16 protein-coding genes are annotated in these 15,119 nt (G+C 71.7%); all 16 read right to left on the bottom strand.

All coding sequences use genetic code 11. The annotated features are described in order from the left end of the window. Positions 1-103: 103 nt before the first annotated feature. Positions 104-1,375 carry a bifunctional phosphopantothenoylcysteine decarboxylase/phosphopantothenate--cysteine ligase CoaBC gene (gene coaBC / locus EFL26_RS23020; RefSeq protein WP_123225275.1) on the bottom strand — a complete coding sequence of 424 codons (1,272 nt, stop codon included), beginning with the start codon at positions 1,373-1,375 and terminating at the stop codon, positions 104-106. 14 nt (positions 1,376-1,389) lie between these two features. Next, a complete protein-coding gene (gene rpoZ, locus EFL26_RS23015) occupies positions 1,390-1,692 on the bottom strand; it encodes a DNA-directed RNA polymerase subunit omega (RefSeq protein ID WP_123225274.1) in 303 nt (100 codons plus the stop codon). A 61-nt stretch (positions 1,693-1,753) separates the two neighbouring features. After that, positions 1,754-2,356 carry a guanylate kinase gene (gmk, locus tag EFL26_RS23010; RefSeq protein ID WP_123225273.1) on the bottom strand — a complete coding sequence of 201 codons (603 nt, stop codon included), beginning with the start codon at positions 2,354-2,356 and terminating at the stop codon, positions 1,754-1,756. Further along, positions 2,349-2,669 (bottom strand): integration host factor, actinobacterial type, encoded by a 321-nt coding sequence (mihF, locus tag EFL26_RS23005; protein WP_123225272.1) that lies wholly within the window; start codon positions 2,667-2,669, stop codon positions 2,349-2,351. Before mihF ends, gmk begins: the two co-directional genes overlap by 8 nt. Before the next feature lie 113 nt (positions 2,670-2,782). Beyond that, positions 2,783-3,244 (bottom strand): hypothetical protein, encoded by a 462-nt coding sequence (locus EFL26_RS23000; RefSeq protein ID WP_148046815.1) that lies wholly within the window; start codon positions 3,242-3,244, stop codon positions 2,783-2,785. After that, a complete protein-coding gene (gene pyrF / locus EFL26_RS22995) occupies positions 3,241-4,128 on the bottom strand; it encodes an orotidine-5'-phosphate decarboxylase (RefSeq protein WP_123225270.1) in 888 nt (295 codons plus the stop codon). The genes EFL26_RS23000 and pyrF overlap by 4 nt, the downstream gene beginning before the upstream one ends. Next, complete coding sequence (locus tag EFL26_RS22990) at positions 4,125-5,222, bottom strand: quinone-dependent dihydroorotate dehydrogenase (RefSeq protein WP_123225269.1); 1,098 nt, start codon at positions 5,220-5,222, stop codon at positions 4,125-4,127. The genes pyrF and EFL26_RS22990 overlap by 4 nt, the downstream gene beginning before the upstream one ends. A gap of 18 nt (positions 5,223-5,240) precedes the next feature. Next, on the bottom strand, positions 5,241-8,549 hold the full coding sequence (carB, locus tag EFL26_RS22985) for a carbamoyl-phosphate synthase large subunit (RefSeq protein WP_123225268.1): 3,309 nt from the start codon (positions 8,547-8,549) through the stop codon (positions 5,241-5,243). After that, the gene (carA, locus tag EFL26_RS22980; protein WP_123225267.1) at positions 8,549-9,751 is read right to left on the bottom strand and encodes a glutamine-hydrolyzing carbamoyl-phosphate synthase small subunit; all 1,203 of its coding nucleotides are present in this window, start codon (positions 9,749-9,751) and stop codon (positions 8,549-8,551) included. Before carA ends, carB begins: the two co-directional genes overlap by 1 nt. Continuing rightward, on the bottom strand, positions 9,751-10,239 hold the full coding sequence (locus EFL26_RS22975) for a PH-like domain-containing protein (protein WP_148046814.1): 489 nt from the start codon (positions 10,237-10,239) through the stop codon (positions 9,751-9,753). The genes carA and EFL26_RS22975 overlap by 1 nt, the downstream gene beginning before the upstream one ends. Continuing rightward, positions 10,239-11,546 carry a dihydroorotase gene (locus tag EFL26_RS22970; protein WP_123225265.1) on the bottom strand — a complete coding sequence of 436 codons (1,308 nt, stop codon included), beginning with the start codon at positions 11,544-11,546 and terminating at the stop codon, positions 10,239-10,241. The genes EFL26_RS22975 and EFL26_RS22970 overlap by 1 nt, the downstream gene beginning before the upstream one ends. Continuing rightward, complete coding sequence (locus tag EFL26_RS22965) at positions 11,543-12,526, bottom strand: aspartate carbamoyltransferase catalytic subunit (protein ID WP_123225264.1); 984 nt, start codon at positions 12,524-12,526, stop codon at positions 11,543-11,545. The genes EFL26_RS22970 and EFL26_RS22965 overlap by 4 nt, the downstream gene beginning before the upstream one ends. A gap of 8 nt (positions 12,527-12,534) precedes the next feature. Beyond that, on the bottom strand, positions 12,535-13,104 hold the full coding sequence (pyrR, locus tag EFL26_RS22960) for a bifunctional pyr operon transcriptional regulator/uracil phosphoribosyltransferase PyrR (protein WP_123225263.1): 570 nt from the start codon (positions 13,102-13,104) through the stop codon (positions 12,535-12,537). 195 nt (positions 13,105-13,299) lie between these two features. Continuing rightward, a complete protein-coding gene (locus EFL26_RS22955; protein ID WP_123225262.1) occupies positions 13,300-13,470 on the bottom strand; it encodes a CsbD family protein in 171 nt (56 codons plus the stop codon). A gap of 120 nt (positions 13,471-13,590) precedes the next feature. Then, the gene (locus EFL26_RS22950) at positions 13,591-14,289 is read right to left on the bottom strand and encodes a gamma-glutamyl-gamma-aminobutyrate hydrolase family protein (protein ID WP_123225261.1); all 699 of its coding nucleotides are present in this window, start codon (positions 14,287-14,289) and stop codon (positions 13,591-13,593) included. 24 nt (positions 14,290-14,313) lie between these two features. Then, complete coding sequence (locus EFL26_RS22945) at positions 14,314-15,081, bottom strand: 3-oxoacyl-ACP reductase (protein WP_123225260.1); 768 nt, start codon at positions 15,079-15,081, stop codon at positions 14,314-14,316. Between the last annotated feature and the right edge of the window lie 38 nt (positions 15,082-15,119).

The following is a 15,119-nucleotide window of genomic DNA, read 5'->3' as shown; positions in this document are numbered from 1 at the left end:
TCCATGGTGGTCGACGCACGTCAGCCTAACCGAGCGTCCTCATCGCGAGACGGCATCTCAGGAGTCGACTGCTGCACCACCAGCGCTCGCGAGCACTCCCCCATCAACGCTCCGGGAGCAGGGGGGTCACGCGGTCCCAGATCACGTGTGCCAAGGCGCCCTTGGAGCCGCGGGCGACGTGGGTGGTGCTGCCGTCGGCGCCCAGCACCACGGCCTCGTTGTCGTCGGCTCCGAAGACCTGGCCACCGGAGACGTCGTTGACCACGAGCAGGTCGCAGCCCTTGCGGGCGAGCTTGGCCCGGGCGTGGTCCATCACCGTGCCCGAGTCGTCACCGGTCTCGGCGGCGAAGCCCACCACGACCAGGCCGGGGTGCGGCCGGTCGCGGGCCAGCCCGGCGAGGATGTCGGGTGTCTGCTCGAGCTCGATCGCCGGCGCGGAGCCGTCGTCGGTCTTCTTGATCTTCGTGTCCGCGAACGACGTCGGCCGGAAGTCCGCGGGCGCTGCCGCCATCACGACGGCGTCGGCGGACTGGCAGGCGGCCATCACCTCGGCCTGCATCTGCTCGGTGGTCTCGACACGGACCACCTTCACCCCGGCCGGGTCAGGCAGGGTGACGTTGGCGGCGACGAGGGTCACCTCGGCCCCGCGGGCGGCGGCCGTGCGGGCCAGGGCATAGCCCTGCCGTCCGGAGGACCGGTTGCCGAGGAACCGCACCGGGTCGAGGTACTCACGCGTGCCGCCGGCGGACACGACCACGTGGCGTCCGGTGAGGTCGAGGACGGCGGCGCCGGCGTCCGCGCGGGCGAGCAGGTCGGTGGCGACGGCGAAGATCTCGGCCGGCTCCGGCAGCCGGCCCTTGCCGGTGTCGGCTCCGGTGAGCCGGCCCTCGGCCGGCTCGATCACGAGCACCCCACGGGCGCGCAGCGTCGCGACGTTGGCCACCGTGGCCGGGTGCTCCCACATCTCGGTGTGCATGGCGGGCGCGAGCACCACCGGGCAGCGCGCGGTCAGGAGCGTGTTGGTCAGCAGGTCGTCGGCGAGGCCGTGCGCCGCCTTGGCGAGCAGGTCCGCGGTCGCGGGCGCCACGACGACCAGGTCGGCGGACTGGCCGAGACGCACGTGCGGGACCTCGTGGACGTCGCTCCACACGTCGGTGCTCACCGGCTTGCCGGACAGCGCGGCCCAGGTCGGAGCGCCCACGAACTCCAGGGCGGCCGCGGTCGGGACCACGGTCACGTCGTGCCCGGACTCGGTGAAGCGCCGGAGCAGCTCACAGGCCTTGTACGCAGCGATCCCGCCGCTCACGCCGAGAACGACGCGAGGGCGGGACGGGGTCGACGGGGTCGACGCTGCGCCGAGATCTGGGCTGGTCACGACCCGGCGGGAATTCAGTCGGTCGCAGCCTGGTCGGCAGCGGCCTCGTCGGGGTCGATGTCCTCGCAGACCAGGAGGTCGTCGTTGATCTCCCGCAGCGCGATCGACAGCGGCTTCTCCTGCACGTGGGTGTCGACCAGCGGGCCGACGTACTCGAGCAGGCCCTCGCCGAGCTGGGAGTAGTACGCGTTGATCTGACGCGCGCGCTTGGCGGCGTACAGGACCAGCTTGTACTTCGAGTCGGTCTTGGTCAGGAGGTCGTCGATCGGGGGGTTGGTGATCCCCTCGGCAACGGGCAGGGAGCCGGACACGCTCATCGAGCCTCTCGGAAGATTGGGGCAGCCTTGGATGATTCGGGCGGTTCCTGGGCAGAGCGCCTCAGGACCGCATCAACTCTACCAACTCTTCGGCTGCAGCGGGAATCGTGTGGTTGACCACGGTCGCGTCGAACTCCTGCTCGGCGGCGAGCTCGGCCCGTGCCGTCGCCAGCCGGCGCTCGCGCTCGGCCTCGGACTCGGTGCCGCGCCCGACCAGCCGACGGACCAGCTCGTCCCAGGACGGCGGAGCCAGGAATACGAAGCGCGCCTCCGGCATCCGCTCGCGCACCTGGCGCGCGCCCTGCAGGTCGATCTCGAGGAGGGCCGGCCGGCGCTCGGCGAGCGCGTCGAGCACCGGCTGCCGGGGGGTGCCGTACCGCGCGTGCTGGTGGACCACGGCCCACTCCAGCAGCTGGTCCTCCTCGACGAGCCGGTCGAACTCAGCGTCGCTGACGAAGTGGTAGTGCACCCCGTCGACCTCTCCGGGTCGGCGCGTCCGGGTGGTCACGGAGACCGAGATCCAGATCTCGGGGTGGTGCTCGCGCAACCAGGCGGTCACGGTCCCCTTGCCGACCGCGGTGGGCCCGGCCAGGACGGTCAGCCGCGCGGGCTGCGCACCCGCGGAGCGGGCACCGTCGCGATCGGCAGCCTCGGCGTCACTCACCGGAGCCGAACTCGGCCACCAGCGCAGCGACCTGCTTGGCGCCGAGACCGCGCACGCGCCGGCTCTCGGAGATGTTCAGCCGGTCCATCACCTGCGCAGCCCGCACCTTGCCCAGGCCCGGCATCGACTGCAGCAGCTCGCTCACCCTCATCTTGCCGATCACCTCGTTGTGCTCGCCCTCGGCGAGGACGTCGGCGATCGAGGCGCCGGAGTGCTTGAGGCGGTTCTTGACTGCGGCCCGCTCCCGCCGAGACGCGGCGGCCTTGTCGAGCGCCGCCTTCCGTTGCTCGGGGGTGAGTGGTGGCAACGCCACGGTCAGGACCTCTTCTCAACTGTTCCTGGGCAGGTCGGGTGCGGGCACCTGCAGTGGGGAGAAATCTAGTCAGCAGGCGTCGTCGGCTGCAACGCGGGTGGGGTACCCGGTCCTCACAACCCGAGCTGCAGCTTGCAGACGTCCTTCGCCTGCTGCTCGATGCCGTCCGCCGCCGTCACCACGTCGTCGGACGACAGCTCGTTGGCGGCCTGGGCGATCCGCGTGCGCGTGTCCTGGCTGAGCCCGGCAGGTGCCTGACCGTCGACGAAGTCCTCCGGCTTCACCCCGACGTCGTGCAGGGTCGCCGCGAATGCGTCGATCGCGCCGAGGAACGTCTGCCACTCGTCGGCGAGGTCGTCGGGCGCCTTGCTCGCCAGGTCGTGCAGCTCGGTGCGGTGCCGCAGCAGGCCCAGGCCGCTGGTGTCGTCCTGCATCTCGGCGAACATCTTCTGGTCGGCGCTCAACGCGCCGCAGTAGGCCTTCTCGGGGTCGCCGCACCCGGCGGTCAGGGCGACGAGAACGGCCACCAGCACGGTCGCCGCGGTCCGGCGGACGCTCGTCCGACGGATACTCATCCGACCAGGGCGGCGTAGGTCGCCGCGACCTGCTCGGCAGCCTCGCGCAGTCGGCCCGCCTCCGGGCCGGCGCCGAGGATCTCCCTGCTGCTGCTCGGCAGCACCCGGTCGAGCACGCCGTCGAAGATCCGGCGTACGTCGTCGACGGTGCCGCCCTGGGCACCGATCCCGGGCACCAGGAGCGGACCGTCGATGTCGAGGTCGACGCCCGCGTCGCCGATCGTGGCGCCCACCACCGCGCCGAAGGATCCCAGTGCGCCCGCGCCGGCGTTGGCCTCGCGCAGCGAGTCGAGCACGGTCGCGGCGACCGAGCGGCCGTCGGCGGTCGTCGCGTGCTGGAACTGCGGGCCCTCGGGATTCGAGGTCAGCGCGAGCACGAACACGCCGCCGTCGTGCTTGCGCGCGGTCTCCAGCATCGGCGTCAGGCTGCCGAAGCCGAGGAACGGGCTCGCCGTGATCGCGTCGGCGGCGATCGGCGAGGCAGGGTCGAGGTAGGCGTCGGCGTAGGCCTGCGCCGTCGAGCCGATGTCGCCCCGCTTCACGTCGAGGACCACGAGCGCGCCGGCGTCGCGGCAGACGGCGATCGTGCGCTCGAGCACCGCGACCCCCTGGGCACCGAAGCGCTCGAAGAACGCCGACTGCGGCTTGACCGCGGCCACGACCGGTCCGAGCGCCTCGGCGGCGCCGAGCGCGAACCGCTCGAGACCCTGGACGGTGTCCGGCAGCCCCCAGGCCGTCAGCAGCCCGGCGTGAGGGTCGATGCCGGCGCAGAGCGGACCCCGGGCGTCCATGGCCGCGCGGAGGCGGGCGCCGAAGGGCGCGCCGGTCGAGCCACCCTCGCTGGTGGAGCCTCCGTCGTTGGTGGAGCCTGCCGAGACCGTCATCGTGCCGCCTCCTTGGCGAGTGCCGCGTTGATCCGCCGCGGCCAGAGTGGACCTTCGTAGACGAACGCCGTGTAGGCCTGCAGCAGGTCCGCGCCCGCGTTCAGCCGCTCGACCGCGTCCTCCACACCGGAGATGCCACCCACCCCGACCAGGGTGAGCTCGTCGCCCACCCGGCCGCGCAGCAGACGGAGCACCTCGAGGGCACGGCGGCGCAGCGGCTCGCCCGACAGCCCGCCGACACCGGCGCGCTCGACGGCCTCGGGCGGCGACAGCAGGCCCGCGCGGCTCGTGGTCGTGTTCGTGGCCACGATGCCGTCGAGCCCGATCGCCACCGCCAGGTCCGCCACCGCCAGCACGTCGTCGTCGCTGAGGTCGGGCGCGATCTTGACCAGCAGCGGCACGCGGCGGTCGCGGTCCGCGGTCGCCTCGTCGGCGCGACGGCGCACCGCCCGCAGCAGCGGCTCGAGCTTGGCGACCGCCTGCAGGTCGCGCAGACCCGGGGTGTTCGGCGAGGAGACGTTGACGACCAGGTAGTCGGCGTACGGCGCAAGCAGGCCGGTGCTCTTCTCGTAGTCGCCGATCGCGGCGTCCTCGGGAACCACCTTGGTCTTGCCGATGTTCACCCCGAGCACCACAGATGGTCGGGGTCGGTGGCTGAGTCCCTGCCGTTCCCCCCTGCCATGTGCCAGTCGAGCCGCCCGCGCGGCGAGACGGCGCGCGACCGCCTCGGCGCCGTCGTTGTTGAAGCCCATCCGGTTGACGACGGCCCGGTCGAGCGGGAGCCGGGCGAGGCGCGGGCGCGGGTTGCCCCCCTGCGGCTCGCCGGTCACGGTGCCGACCTCGACGAAGCCGAAGCCGAGGGCCGCGAGGGCGTCGATCCCGACGGCGTTCTTGTCGAAGCCCGCCGCCAGCCCGAGCACGGACGGGAACTCGAGGCCCATCGCGCGCACGCCGGTGCCGTGGCGGGCCAGCCGGTCGACCCCGCGGAGCACCGGGCCGGCGGCCCGGATCGCCCGGAACGCACCGTGGTGGGCTCGTTCCGGGTCGACCCGGGTCAGCACCTTCTCGAACAGGACTCCGTAGGGACCGGTCATCTCAGTCGTCGCTCGCCGTCACCCGAGGGCCGGGGCGATCGCCGCCGCGGCCCACTCCTGCAGGGAGCGGACCCCGATCGAGCCGGCCCGCTGGGCCTCGATGCCTTGGACGGCGGCCGCCAGGCCCTGCACCGTGGTGATGCACGGGATGCCGGCGAGCACGGCGGCGGTGCGGATCTCGTAGCCGTCCATGCGCGTGTCACCCCCGGCACTGTTGCCGGCCGGGGTGTTCACGATCAGGGCGACCTGGCCGTCGAGGATCAGCTGCACCGAGGTCGGCTCGCCGTTCGGGCCGATGCCCTCGAAGTGCTTCCGCACGACGGTCGCCTTGATCCCGTTGCGCCGCAGCACCTCCGCCGTGCCCTGGGACGCGAAGATCTCGAAGCCGGAGTCGGCGAGCACCTTGACCGGGAAGATCATCGTGCGCTTGTCGCGGTTCGCCATGCTCACGAACACGCGGCCCGACAGCGGCAGCGACCCGTACGCCGCGGCCTGGGACTTGGCGAACGCCGTGCCGAAGTCGGCGTCGAAGCCCATCACCTCGCCGGTCGACTTCATCTCCGGACCGAGGACGGTGTCGACGAAGGCGCCGTCGGCGGTGCGGAACCGGTTGAACGGCATCACGGCCTCCTTGACCGCGATCGGCGCGTCACCGGGCAGCTCGCCGCCGTCCTTCTCGCGGAGGACGCCGGCCTCGCGCAGCGACGCGATCGACTCCCCCATCATGATCCGGGCAGCCGCCTTGGCCAGCGGGGTCGCGGTAGCCTTCGAGACGAACGGCACCGTGCGGCTCGCGCGGGGGTTGGCCTCGAGCACGTAGAGCACGTCGGCACCGAGGGCGAACTGGATGTTGAGCAGGCCGACCACCCCCACACCTCGGGCGATCGCCTCGGTGGCCTCACGGATCCGGTTGATCTCGCGCGCGCCGAGCGTGATCGGCGGCAGCGCGCAGGAGGAGTCACCCGAGTGGATGCCGGCCTCCTCGATGTGCTCCATCACGCCACCGAGGTAGAGGTCGGTGCCGTCGAACAGCGCGTCCACGTCGATCTCGACCGCGTCGTCGATGAAGCGGTCGACGAGCACCGGCCGGTCCGGGCTGATCTCGGTCGCCGCCTCGATGTAGCCGCGGAGGGCGTCGTCGCCGTACACGATCTGCATGCCGCGGCCACCCAGCACGTACGACGGCCGCACCAGCACGGGGAAGCCGATCTCGGCCGCGATCTCCCGCGCCTCGTCGAACGAGCTCGCGGTGCCGTGCTTCGGTGCCACCAGGCCGGCGTCGCGAAGCACGCGGCCGAAGGCCCCGCGCTCCTCGGCCAGCTCGATCGCCTCGGGCGTGGTGCCCACGATCGGCACGCCGGCGTCCTCGAGGCCCTGCGCGAGGCCGAGCGGGGTCTGCCCGCCGAGCTGGCAGATCACGCCGGCGACCGGACCGGCCTTGGTCTCCGCGTGGACCACCTCGAGGACGTCCTCCAGGGTGAGCGGCTCGAAGTACAGCCGGTCGGAGGTGTCGTAGTCGGTCGACACGGTCTCGGGGTTGCAGTTGACCATCACGGTCTCGTAGCCGGCCTCGGACAGCGCCATGCAGGCGTGCACGCAGGAGTAGTCGAACTCGATGCCCTGCCCGATCCGGTTCGGGCCGGAGCCGAGGATGATCACCGCCGGCTTCTCCCGCGGCTGGACCTCGGTCTCCTCGTCGTAGGAGCTGTAGTGGTACGGCGTCCGCGCGGCGAACTCGGCGGCGCACGTGTCGACGGTCTTGTAGACCGGGCGGATGCCGAGCGCGTGACGCACTCCGCGGACGACGTCCTCGTGCAGGTTGCGCATCTTCGCGATCTGCCCGTCGGAGAACCCGTGGCGCTTGGCCTTGCGGAGCAGGCCGGGCGTCAGCTCGTCGGCGTCGATCACCTCGAGCGCGATCTCGTTGATCAGCGCGAGCTGGTCGACGAACCACGGGTCGATGCCGGTCGCCTCCTGGATCTCCTCCGGCGTGGCGCCGGCCCGGATCGTGTCCATGACGACCTTGAGGCGGCCGTCGGTGGGAGTCCGGATCTCCTCCAGCAGGGCGTCCTTGTCGAGGTCGACCCACCGGTGGTGCCAGTCGAAGACCGCGTCCTTCTTCTCCAGGCTGCGCAGCGCCTTCTGCAGCGCCTCGGTGAAGTTGCGGCCGATCGCCATCGCCTCGCCGACGGACTTCATGTGCGTGGTGAGGCGGTGGTCGGCGGTCGGGAACTTCTCGAACGCGAACCGCGGCACCTTGACCACCACGTAGTCGAGCGTCGGCTCGAAGCTGGCCGGCGTCTCTGCGGTGATGTCGTTGGGGATCTCGTCGAGGGTGTAGCCGATCGCGACCTTCGCCGCGATCTTCGCGATCGGGAAGCCGGTCGCCTTCGACGCCAGGGCGCTCGACCGCGAGACGCGGGGGTTCATCTCGATCACGACGACGCGTCCGTCGGCCGGGTTGACGGCGTACTGGATGTTGCAGCCACCGGTGTCGACGCCGACGGAGCGGATGATCCCGATCGCCAGGTCGCGCAGGTGCTGGTACTCCCGGTCGGTGAGGGTCATCGCCGGCGCGACGGTGATCGAGTCGCCCGTGTGCACGCCCATCGGGTCGAGGTTCTCGATCGAGCAGACGATCACGACGTTGTCCGCCTGGTCGCGCATGACCTCGAGCTCGTACTCCTTCCAGCCGATGATCGACTCCTCCAGGAGCACCTCGGTGGTCGGGCTCGCGGCCAGGCCCGCGCCGGCGATGCGGTGCAGGTCGGACGCGTCGTAGGCGATTCCCGAGCCGGTGCCGCCCATCGTGAACGACGGTCGCACGACGACCGGGTAGCCGAGCTCCTCGGCAGCACCGAGGCAGTCGTCCATGGAGTGGCAGATCACGCTCTTGGCGACCTCGCCGCCGAGCTCCTCGACGATCTTCTTGAAGCTCTCGCGGTTCTCGCCGCGGTGGATCGCCTCGATGCTGGCGCCGATCAGCTCGACGTCGTACTTCTCGAGCACGCCGTTCTCCGACAGCGAGATCGCCGTGTTCAGGGCCGTCTGGCCGCCGAGCGTCGCGAGCAGCGCGTCGGGGCGCTCCTTCGCGATCACCTTCTCGACGTACTCCGGCGTGATCGGCTCGATGTAGGTCGCGTCGGCGAACTCCGGGTCGGTCATGATCGTGGCCGGGTTGGAGTTCACCAGGATGACCCGCAGGCCCTCCTCCTTGAGCACCCGGCACGCCTGGGTGCCCGAGTAGTCGAACTCGCACGCCTGGCCGATGATGATCGGCCCGGAGCCGATCACCAGGATCGACTTGATGTCTTCACGCTTCGGCATCAGGCCTTCTTCCGCTCGTTCATCAGGTCAAGGAACCGGTCGAACAGGTACGCCGCGTCGTGCGGACCGGCTGCCGCCTCCGGGTGGTACTGCACCGAGAACGCCTTCAGCGCGCCCTGCCCACCGTCGGGCACAGCGTCGCGCAGCTCGAGCCCCTCCACGACGTCGTCGTTGAGGCAGACGTGGCTGACGGTCGCGACGCCGTACGGCGTGGTGGTGCTGCCCTCGAGGGGCGCGTCGACGGCGAAGCCGTGGTTGTGCGCGGTCACCTCGACCTTGCCGGTGGTGCGGTCCATCACCGGCTGGTTGATGCCGCGGTGGCCGTACTTGAGCTTGTAGGTGCCGAAGCCCAGCGCGCGGCCGAACAGCTGGTTGCCGAAGCAGATCCCGAAGTACGGGATGCCGCGCTCGAGGGCGTCCTGGAGCAGCGCGACCTGCGCGGTCGTGGCCGCCGGGTCACCGGGACCGTTGGAGTAGAACAGCCCGTCCGGGCTGACGGCGAGGACGTCCTCGATGCTCGCGGTCGCCGGCAGCACGTGCACCTCGACGCCGCGCTCGCTGAGCATCCGCGGCGTGTTGGCCTTGATGCCCAGGTCGATCGCGGCCACCCGAAGCGTCCCGGCACCGGTGGTTGCCCTCTCTCCGGTGGTTGAGCCTGCCGAAACCGCCGGCACGACGTACGCCTCCGACGTGGTGACCTCGTCGGACAGCTCCGCGCCCGCCATCTCGCCGCTGGCGAGGACGCGCTCGAGCAGTGCCTGGGGGTCGGTCTCCGTGCTGGAGATGCCGACCCGCATCGCGCCCCGCTCGCGCAGGTGCCGGGTGAGGGCGCGGGTGTCGATGCCGCTGATCCCGACCACCCCCTGGTCACGCAGCGCGTCGTCGAGCGTGTGGGTCGCCCGCCAGTTCGACGGGATGCGGGCGGGATCGCGGACGACGTACCCCGCGACCCAGATCCGGCCCGACTCAGGGTCCTCGTCGTTCATGCCGGTGTTCCCGACGTGGGGAGCCGTCATCACCACCACCTGCCGGTGGTACGACGGGTCGGTCAGCGTCTCCTGGTAGCCGGTCATGCCGGTGGAGAAGACGGCCTCGCCGAAGGTCTCGCCCTCCGCGCCGTAGGACTCTCCCCGGAACGTGCGACCGTCCTCGAGGACGAGGATCGCCTCACCGGGACTGATGGTCGAGCCTGCCGAAACCACTATTGCGCTCCTTCGTTGCTGCGGGCGAGCTTCGCGATCGTGCGCACCCACGCCCCCACGTCGGGCTGGATCTTCGTCCTCGGGCTGCTGCCCAGCTGTGCCTTCGCCGCGTCACGGACGCTGCGCGCGGCCTCCATGCGGAAGCCGGTCTCCCACTCGTGGCCCTCGTGGGCCCACCGGACGGTGAGCAGGTCGCGGACCGGCTTGCCGCCGAAGCTGTCGCCCGTGCGGGCGCCGCGCAGGCCGGTCGTCGGGATCCGGAAGGACCCGGCGATCCGCACCACGTCGAGGGCCTCGTCGGACAGCGAGAGCCGCGCCGAGCTCTTGGCCGACAGGCTGCGCCCGACCACCTTCTGCCCGGCGCTGTCCAGGGTGCCGAGGTAGCGCGCGGACGCCTGCATCCGTGCCGGCGGAAGCTCCGCGATCGGCGGGATGGGCACCAGCGGCGGGACCTTGCGGTCCGCCCGGCCCTTGAACAGCGGCGCCATCAGCACAGCTTCCCGTCGAGCACGGTCGGCCGGCCGCGCAGGAAGGTCGCGACCACGCGGCCGGGCAGCTCCATGCCGGCGTACGGGGTGTTGCGGGAGAGCGACGCCAGCTCGCTGGCCTCGACGGTGCGGGTCACCCCGGCGTCGTAGAGGACCAGGTTGGCCGGCTCGCCCTCGGCGATCGGTCGGCCGTGGTCGGCGAGGCGACCGATCCTGGCCGGCACCGTGGACATCCGCTCGGCGACCCCGGCCCAGTCGAGCAGGCCCGGGTCGACCATGGTGTGCTGCACGATCGAGAGGGCAGTCTCCAGCCCGAGCATCCCGAAGGCCGCAGCCTGCCACTCGCAGTCCTTGTCCTCGTGCGGGTGGGGTGCGTGATCGGTCGCGACGACGTCGATGGTGCCGTCGGCCAGGCCCGCGCGCACCGCCTCGACGTCGGCGGCCGTGCGCAGCGGCGGGTTGACCTTGTAGATCGGGTCGTAGGTCGCGGCCAGCTCGTCGGTGAGCAGCAGGTGGTGCGGGCACGCCTCGGCGGTGACGCTCCAGCCCCCCTGCTTCTCCGCCAGCGCCTTCGCCCAGCGCAGGATCTCGACCGAGCCGGCCGTCGAGACGTGGCACACGTGCAGGCGCGAGCCGACGTGGGCGGCGAGCAGCACGTCGCGGGCGATGATCGCCTCCTCGGCGACCGCCGGCCAGCCGCGCAGGCCCAGCCGTCCGCTCAGGACGCCCTCGTTCATCTGCGCCTCCTCGGTGAGGCGCGGCTCCTGCGCGTGCTGGGCGATCACGCCGTCGAACGCCTTGACGTACTCCAGGGCGCGGCGCATCAGCACCGGGTCGGACACGCACTTGCCGTCGTCGGAGAACACCCGGACCCGGGCGGCGGAGTCGGCCATCGCGCCGAGCTCGGCGAGCCGTTCGCCGCCGAGCCCCACGGTGACCGCGCCGACGGGGAAGACGTCGCAGTGCCCGGCCTCACGGCCCAGCCGCCAGACCTGCTCGACGACGCCCGCGGTGTCGGCGACCGGGTCGGTGTTCGCCATCGCGTGCACCGCGGTGAACCCACCCATCGCGGCCGCCTGGGTGCCTGTCTCGACCGTCTCGGCGTCCTCGCGCCCCGGCTCGCGCAGGTGCGTGTGCAGGTCGACCAGGCCCGGCAGGGCGATCAGCCCGGTGGCGTCGATCGTCTCCACCGCACCGCCGGTCGAGCCCGAGACCTCGGCGACCGCGACGATCCGGCCGTCCTTGATGCCGAGGTCGGTGGGGGCGCCGCCCAGGACGCGTGCTCCGCGGATCAGGTAGTCGGTCACTGCTGCTCGCTCTCCTCGTCGGGGGTGCCGGTCGCGATCGCCGGCTCGGCGCCGCCGAGCAGCAGGTACAGCACCGCCATGCGCACGGCGACGCCGTTGGTGACCTGCTCGACGATCACGGACTTCTGGGAGTCCGCCACGTCGGCGGTGATCTCCATGCCGCGGATCATCGGGCCGGGGTGCATCACGATCGCGTGGTCCTGCAGCGTGGCCATCCGGCGCGCGTCGAGCCCGTAGCGGCGGGAGTACTCCCGGACGCTCGGGAAGTACGACGCGTTCATCCGCTCGCGCTGGACCCGCAGCATCATCACGACGTCGGTCTTGGGCAGCACCGCGTCGAGGTCGTAGGAGGTCTGCACGCCCCAGGTGTCGACGCCGTACGGCAGCAGGGTCGGCGGGGCCACCAGCGTCACCTCGGCGCCGAGCGTGCGGAGCAGCAGCGCGTTGGACCGGGCCACCCGGCTGTGCAGCACGTCGCCGACGATCGCGACGCGCCGGCCGTCGAGGGTCTGCCCCTTCTCCGGGGCCAGGTGGCGGGTCATCGTGAACGCGTCCAGCAGGGCCTGGGTGGGGTGCTCGTGCGTGCCGTCGCCGGCGTTGATCACGCTGGAGCGCGACCAGCCGGCGTGGGCCAGGTTGTGCGGTGCTCCGGACGCCCAGTGCCGCACGACGACCGCGTCGGCACCCATCGCCTCGAGCGTCAGGGCGGTGTCCTTGAGCGACTCGCCCTTGCTCAGCGAGGAGCCCTTCGCCGAGAAGTTGATGACGTCGGCCGAGAGCCGCTTGGCAGCCGCCTCGAAGGAGATCCGGGTGCGGGTGGAGTCCTCGAAGAAGAGGTTCACGATCGTGCGACCGCGGAGTGCCGGCAGCTTCTTGATCGGGCGGTCGGCCAGCGAGCGCAGCTCCGCGGCGGTCGAGAGGATCAGCTCGGCGTCCTCGCGGGTGAGGTCGCCGGCGCTCAGCAGGTGGCGGTTCTTCATGGGTGCGTTCACAGCAGGGTCACCGAGTCCTCCCCGTCGAGCTCGGCGACCCGGACGGCCACCTTCTCCGTGTGCGACGTCGGCAGGTTCTTGCCGACGAAGTCGGCCCGGATCGGCAGGTCGCGATGACCGCGGTCGACGAGCACGGCGAGCCGGACGGCGCGGGGCCGGCCGATGTCGTTCATCGCGTCCAGGGCGGCCCGGATCGTGCGCCCGGAGTAGAGCACGTCGTCGACGAGCACCACGATCTTGTCGTCGATGCCGCCGGGCGGGATCTCGGTGGGCAGCAGCGCGCGGGCCGGGCGCATCCGGAGGTCGTCGCGGTACATGGTCACGTCGAGCGACCCGACCGGGACCGTGGTGCCCTCGACCTCGGAGATCTTCGCCGCGATCCGGTGGGCCAGGTGGACCCCGCGTGTCGGGATGCCGAGGAGGACCAGGTCGCCGGCCCCGCGGTTGCGCTCGAGGATCTCGTGCGAGATCCGGGTGAGGGCCCGGGAGACGTCACGGGCGTCGAGGACGGTGCGGCCCGTGATCGCGTCGGCGTCGGGCTGGACCTCGGGTCGGGTAGGCGGCATCGCGCCTGACCTCCTTCTCCGCCTCACGGGACGGATCGTTAAAGGATGTCGAACGTCTGGATCCTAGCAGTCCCCGCACTGCCCGCCGGACGGGCCCGGACGGCGGAAACCGGTGGTACCGGCTCGTGCCCCGGTACCACCGGTTCCCTGATCCATCACCCGCAGGTTCGTGGGTGTGCGGGTCGGTCGGACGACCTACTTGAAGACGTCCTTGACCTTCTCGCCTGCCTGCTTGAGGTCGGCCTTGGCCTGGTCGGTCTTGCCCTCGGCCTCCATGTCGTCGTTGTCGGTGGCCTTGCCCAAGGTCTCCTTGGCCTCACCGATCTTCTCGTCCGCCATGTTCTGCAGCTTGTCGTCAGTACCCATGATGGTTGCTCCCATCCGGTCTGCTCGGGGTGATCCAGCGGCGCCGGATCCGGTCCAGCCGGGGTCTCCCTCGGCTTCACGACAGGTACCCGTGCCCCTGCCCCACAAACGTGGCCCGGGTCACGCCGGGAGGCGCGCGGCGGCCACCAGGCCACGGAACAGGCCCACGTCGTCCTGGGTCTCCGGGTGCCACTGGACGGCCACCCAGAAGCGGCGGTCGGGGTGCTCCAGGGCCTCGACGGTGCCGTCCTCGGCGACGGCGGCTGCGACCAAGCCCGGGTGCGCCCGGACGGACTGGTGGTGGTGGCACCGGACGGTGCGAACCGGCCCGATCAGGCCGGCGACGGTGGTGCCCGGGACGGTCGTCACCGCGACGTCGCCGTAGACGTCGGCCCCCGGCGAGTGCTGCTCGTGGCCGACGACGTCGGGCGTGTGCTGGTCCAGGTCACCGCCGACCCGCGCCGCCTCGAGCTGCATGCCGCGGCAGACCATGAGCGTGGGCAGGTCCCGGGCCGCAGCCGCGTCGAGCAGGGCCAGCTCCCAGGCGTCCCGCTCGGGACGGGTCCCCGCGGTGCGCGGGTGCGGCTCGGCGTCGTACCGGGCCGGGTCGACGTCGGCGCCGCCGGCCACGACGAGCCCGTCGAGGCGGTCCAGCACGGTGGCGGCGCGGTCCGGGTCACCCGGCGGCAGCAGGATCACGGCCGCGCCGGCGCCCTCCACCGCCTGCGCGTACGCCGCGTGCAGCACGTCAGCACGCACGTCCCAGACGCCCCACCGCGCCTGCTCGCGGTACGTCGTGATGCCGATCACCGGGATCATGGCTGCTCGTTCCTCACCCTTCGCTCACAGCGGCGTGACGTAGGCGCCCGAGATCCCGCCGTCGACGAGGAAGGTGTTCGCCGTGATGAAGCTGGACTCGTCGGAGGCCAGGAACAGCACCGCGTTCGCCATCTCCTCCGGCTCCGCGAACCGGCCCATCGGCACGTGCACGAGCCGACGCGCCGCGCGCTCGGGGTCCTTCGCGAAGAGCTCCTGCAGGAGCGGTGTGTTCACCGGGCCCGGGCAGAGCGCGTTCACCCGCACCCCCTCGCGGGCGAACTGCACCCCCAGCTCCCGGGTCATCGACAGCACGCCGCCCTTGGAGGCGGAGTAGGAGATCTGCGAGGTGGCCGCTCCCATCACCGCGACGAACGACGCGGTGTTGATGATCGAGCCCCGCTTCTGCTCGAGCATGTAGGGCAGCACGGCCTTGCAGCACAGGTAGACGCTGGTGAGGTTGACCTCCTGGACCCGCCGCCACGCGTCGAGATCGGTGTCCAGGATCGAGTCGTCCTCCGGCGGGGAGATGCCGGCGTTGTTGAAGGCGATGTCGACCGAGCCGTAGGTCTCCTTGGCCGTCGCGAACAGCGCGTCGACCTGCTCCTTGTCGGTGACCTCGGTGTGCACGTAGAGACCGCCGATCTCCGCGGCGACCTCGGCTCCCCGGGCGTCGTCGATGTCGGCCACGACGACGTGGGCGCCCTCCTCGGCGAAGCGGCGGGCGGTGGCCAGACCGATGCCGGAGCAGCCGCCGGTGATCACGGCCGTCTTCGATGCGAGGCGTCCTGACATGTGGGTTCCTGTTCTGGTGGTGAGTGGTCAGTCGGTGC

The organism is Nocardioides pocheonensis, assembly GCF_003725535.1.
Lineage (GTDB): Bacteria > Actinomycetota > Actinomycetes > Propionibacteriales > Nocardioidaceae > Marmoricola > Marmoricola pocheonensis.
This window is presented reverse-complemented; position numbering and strand designations above follow the sequence as displayed.

Coding starts and splice junctions, on each gene's coding strand:
- rpoZ (WP_123225274.1), bottom strand. CDS start 1,692: ATGAGCGTGTCCGGCTCCCTGCCCGTTGCCGAGGGGATCACCAACCCC.
- EFL26_RS23000 (WP_148046815.1), bottom strand. CDS start 3,244: ATGAGTATCCGTCGGACGAGCGTCCGCCGGACCGCGGCGACCGTGCTG.
- pyrF (WP_123225270.1), bottom strand. CDS start 4,128: ATGACGGTCTCGGCAGGCTCCACCAACGACGGAGGCTCCACCAGCGAG.
- EFL26_RS22990 (WP_123225269.1), bottom strand. CDS start 5,222: ATGACCGGTCCCTACGGAGTCCTGTTCGAGAAGGTGCTGACCCGGGTC.
- carB (WP_123225268.1), bottom strand. CDS start 8,549: ATGCCGAAGCGTGAAGACATCAAGTCGATCCTGGTGATCGGCTCCGGG.
- EFL26_RS22975 (WP_148046814.1), bottom strand. CDS start 10,239: ATGGCGCCGCTGTTCAAGGGCCGGGCGGACCGCAAGGTCCCGCCGCTG.
- EFL26_RS22965 (WP_123225264.1), bottom strand. CDS start 12,526: ATGAAGAACCGCCACCTGCTGAGCGCCGGCGACCTCACCCGCGAGGAC.
- pyrR (WP_123225263.1), bottom strand. CDS start 13,104: ATGCCGCCTACCCGACCCGAGGTCCAGCCCGACGCCGACGCGATCACG.
- EFL26_RS22955 (WP_123225262.1), bottom strand. CDS start 13,470: ATGGGTACTGACGACAAGCTGCAGAACATGGCGGACGAGAAGATCGGT.
- EFL26_RS22950 (WP_123225261.1), bottom strand. CDS start 14,289: ATGATCCCGGTGATCGGCATCACGACGTACCGCGAGCAGGCGCGGTGG.
- EFL26_RS22945 (WP_123225260.1), bottom strand. CDS start 15,081: ATGTCAGGACGCCTCGCATCGAAGACGGCCGTGATCACCGGCGGCTGC.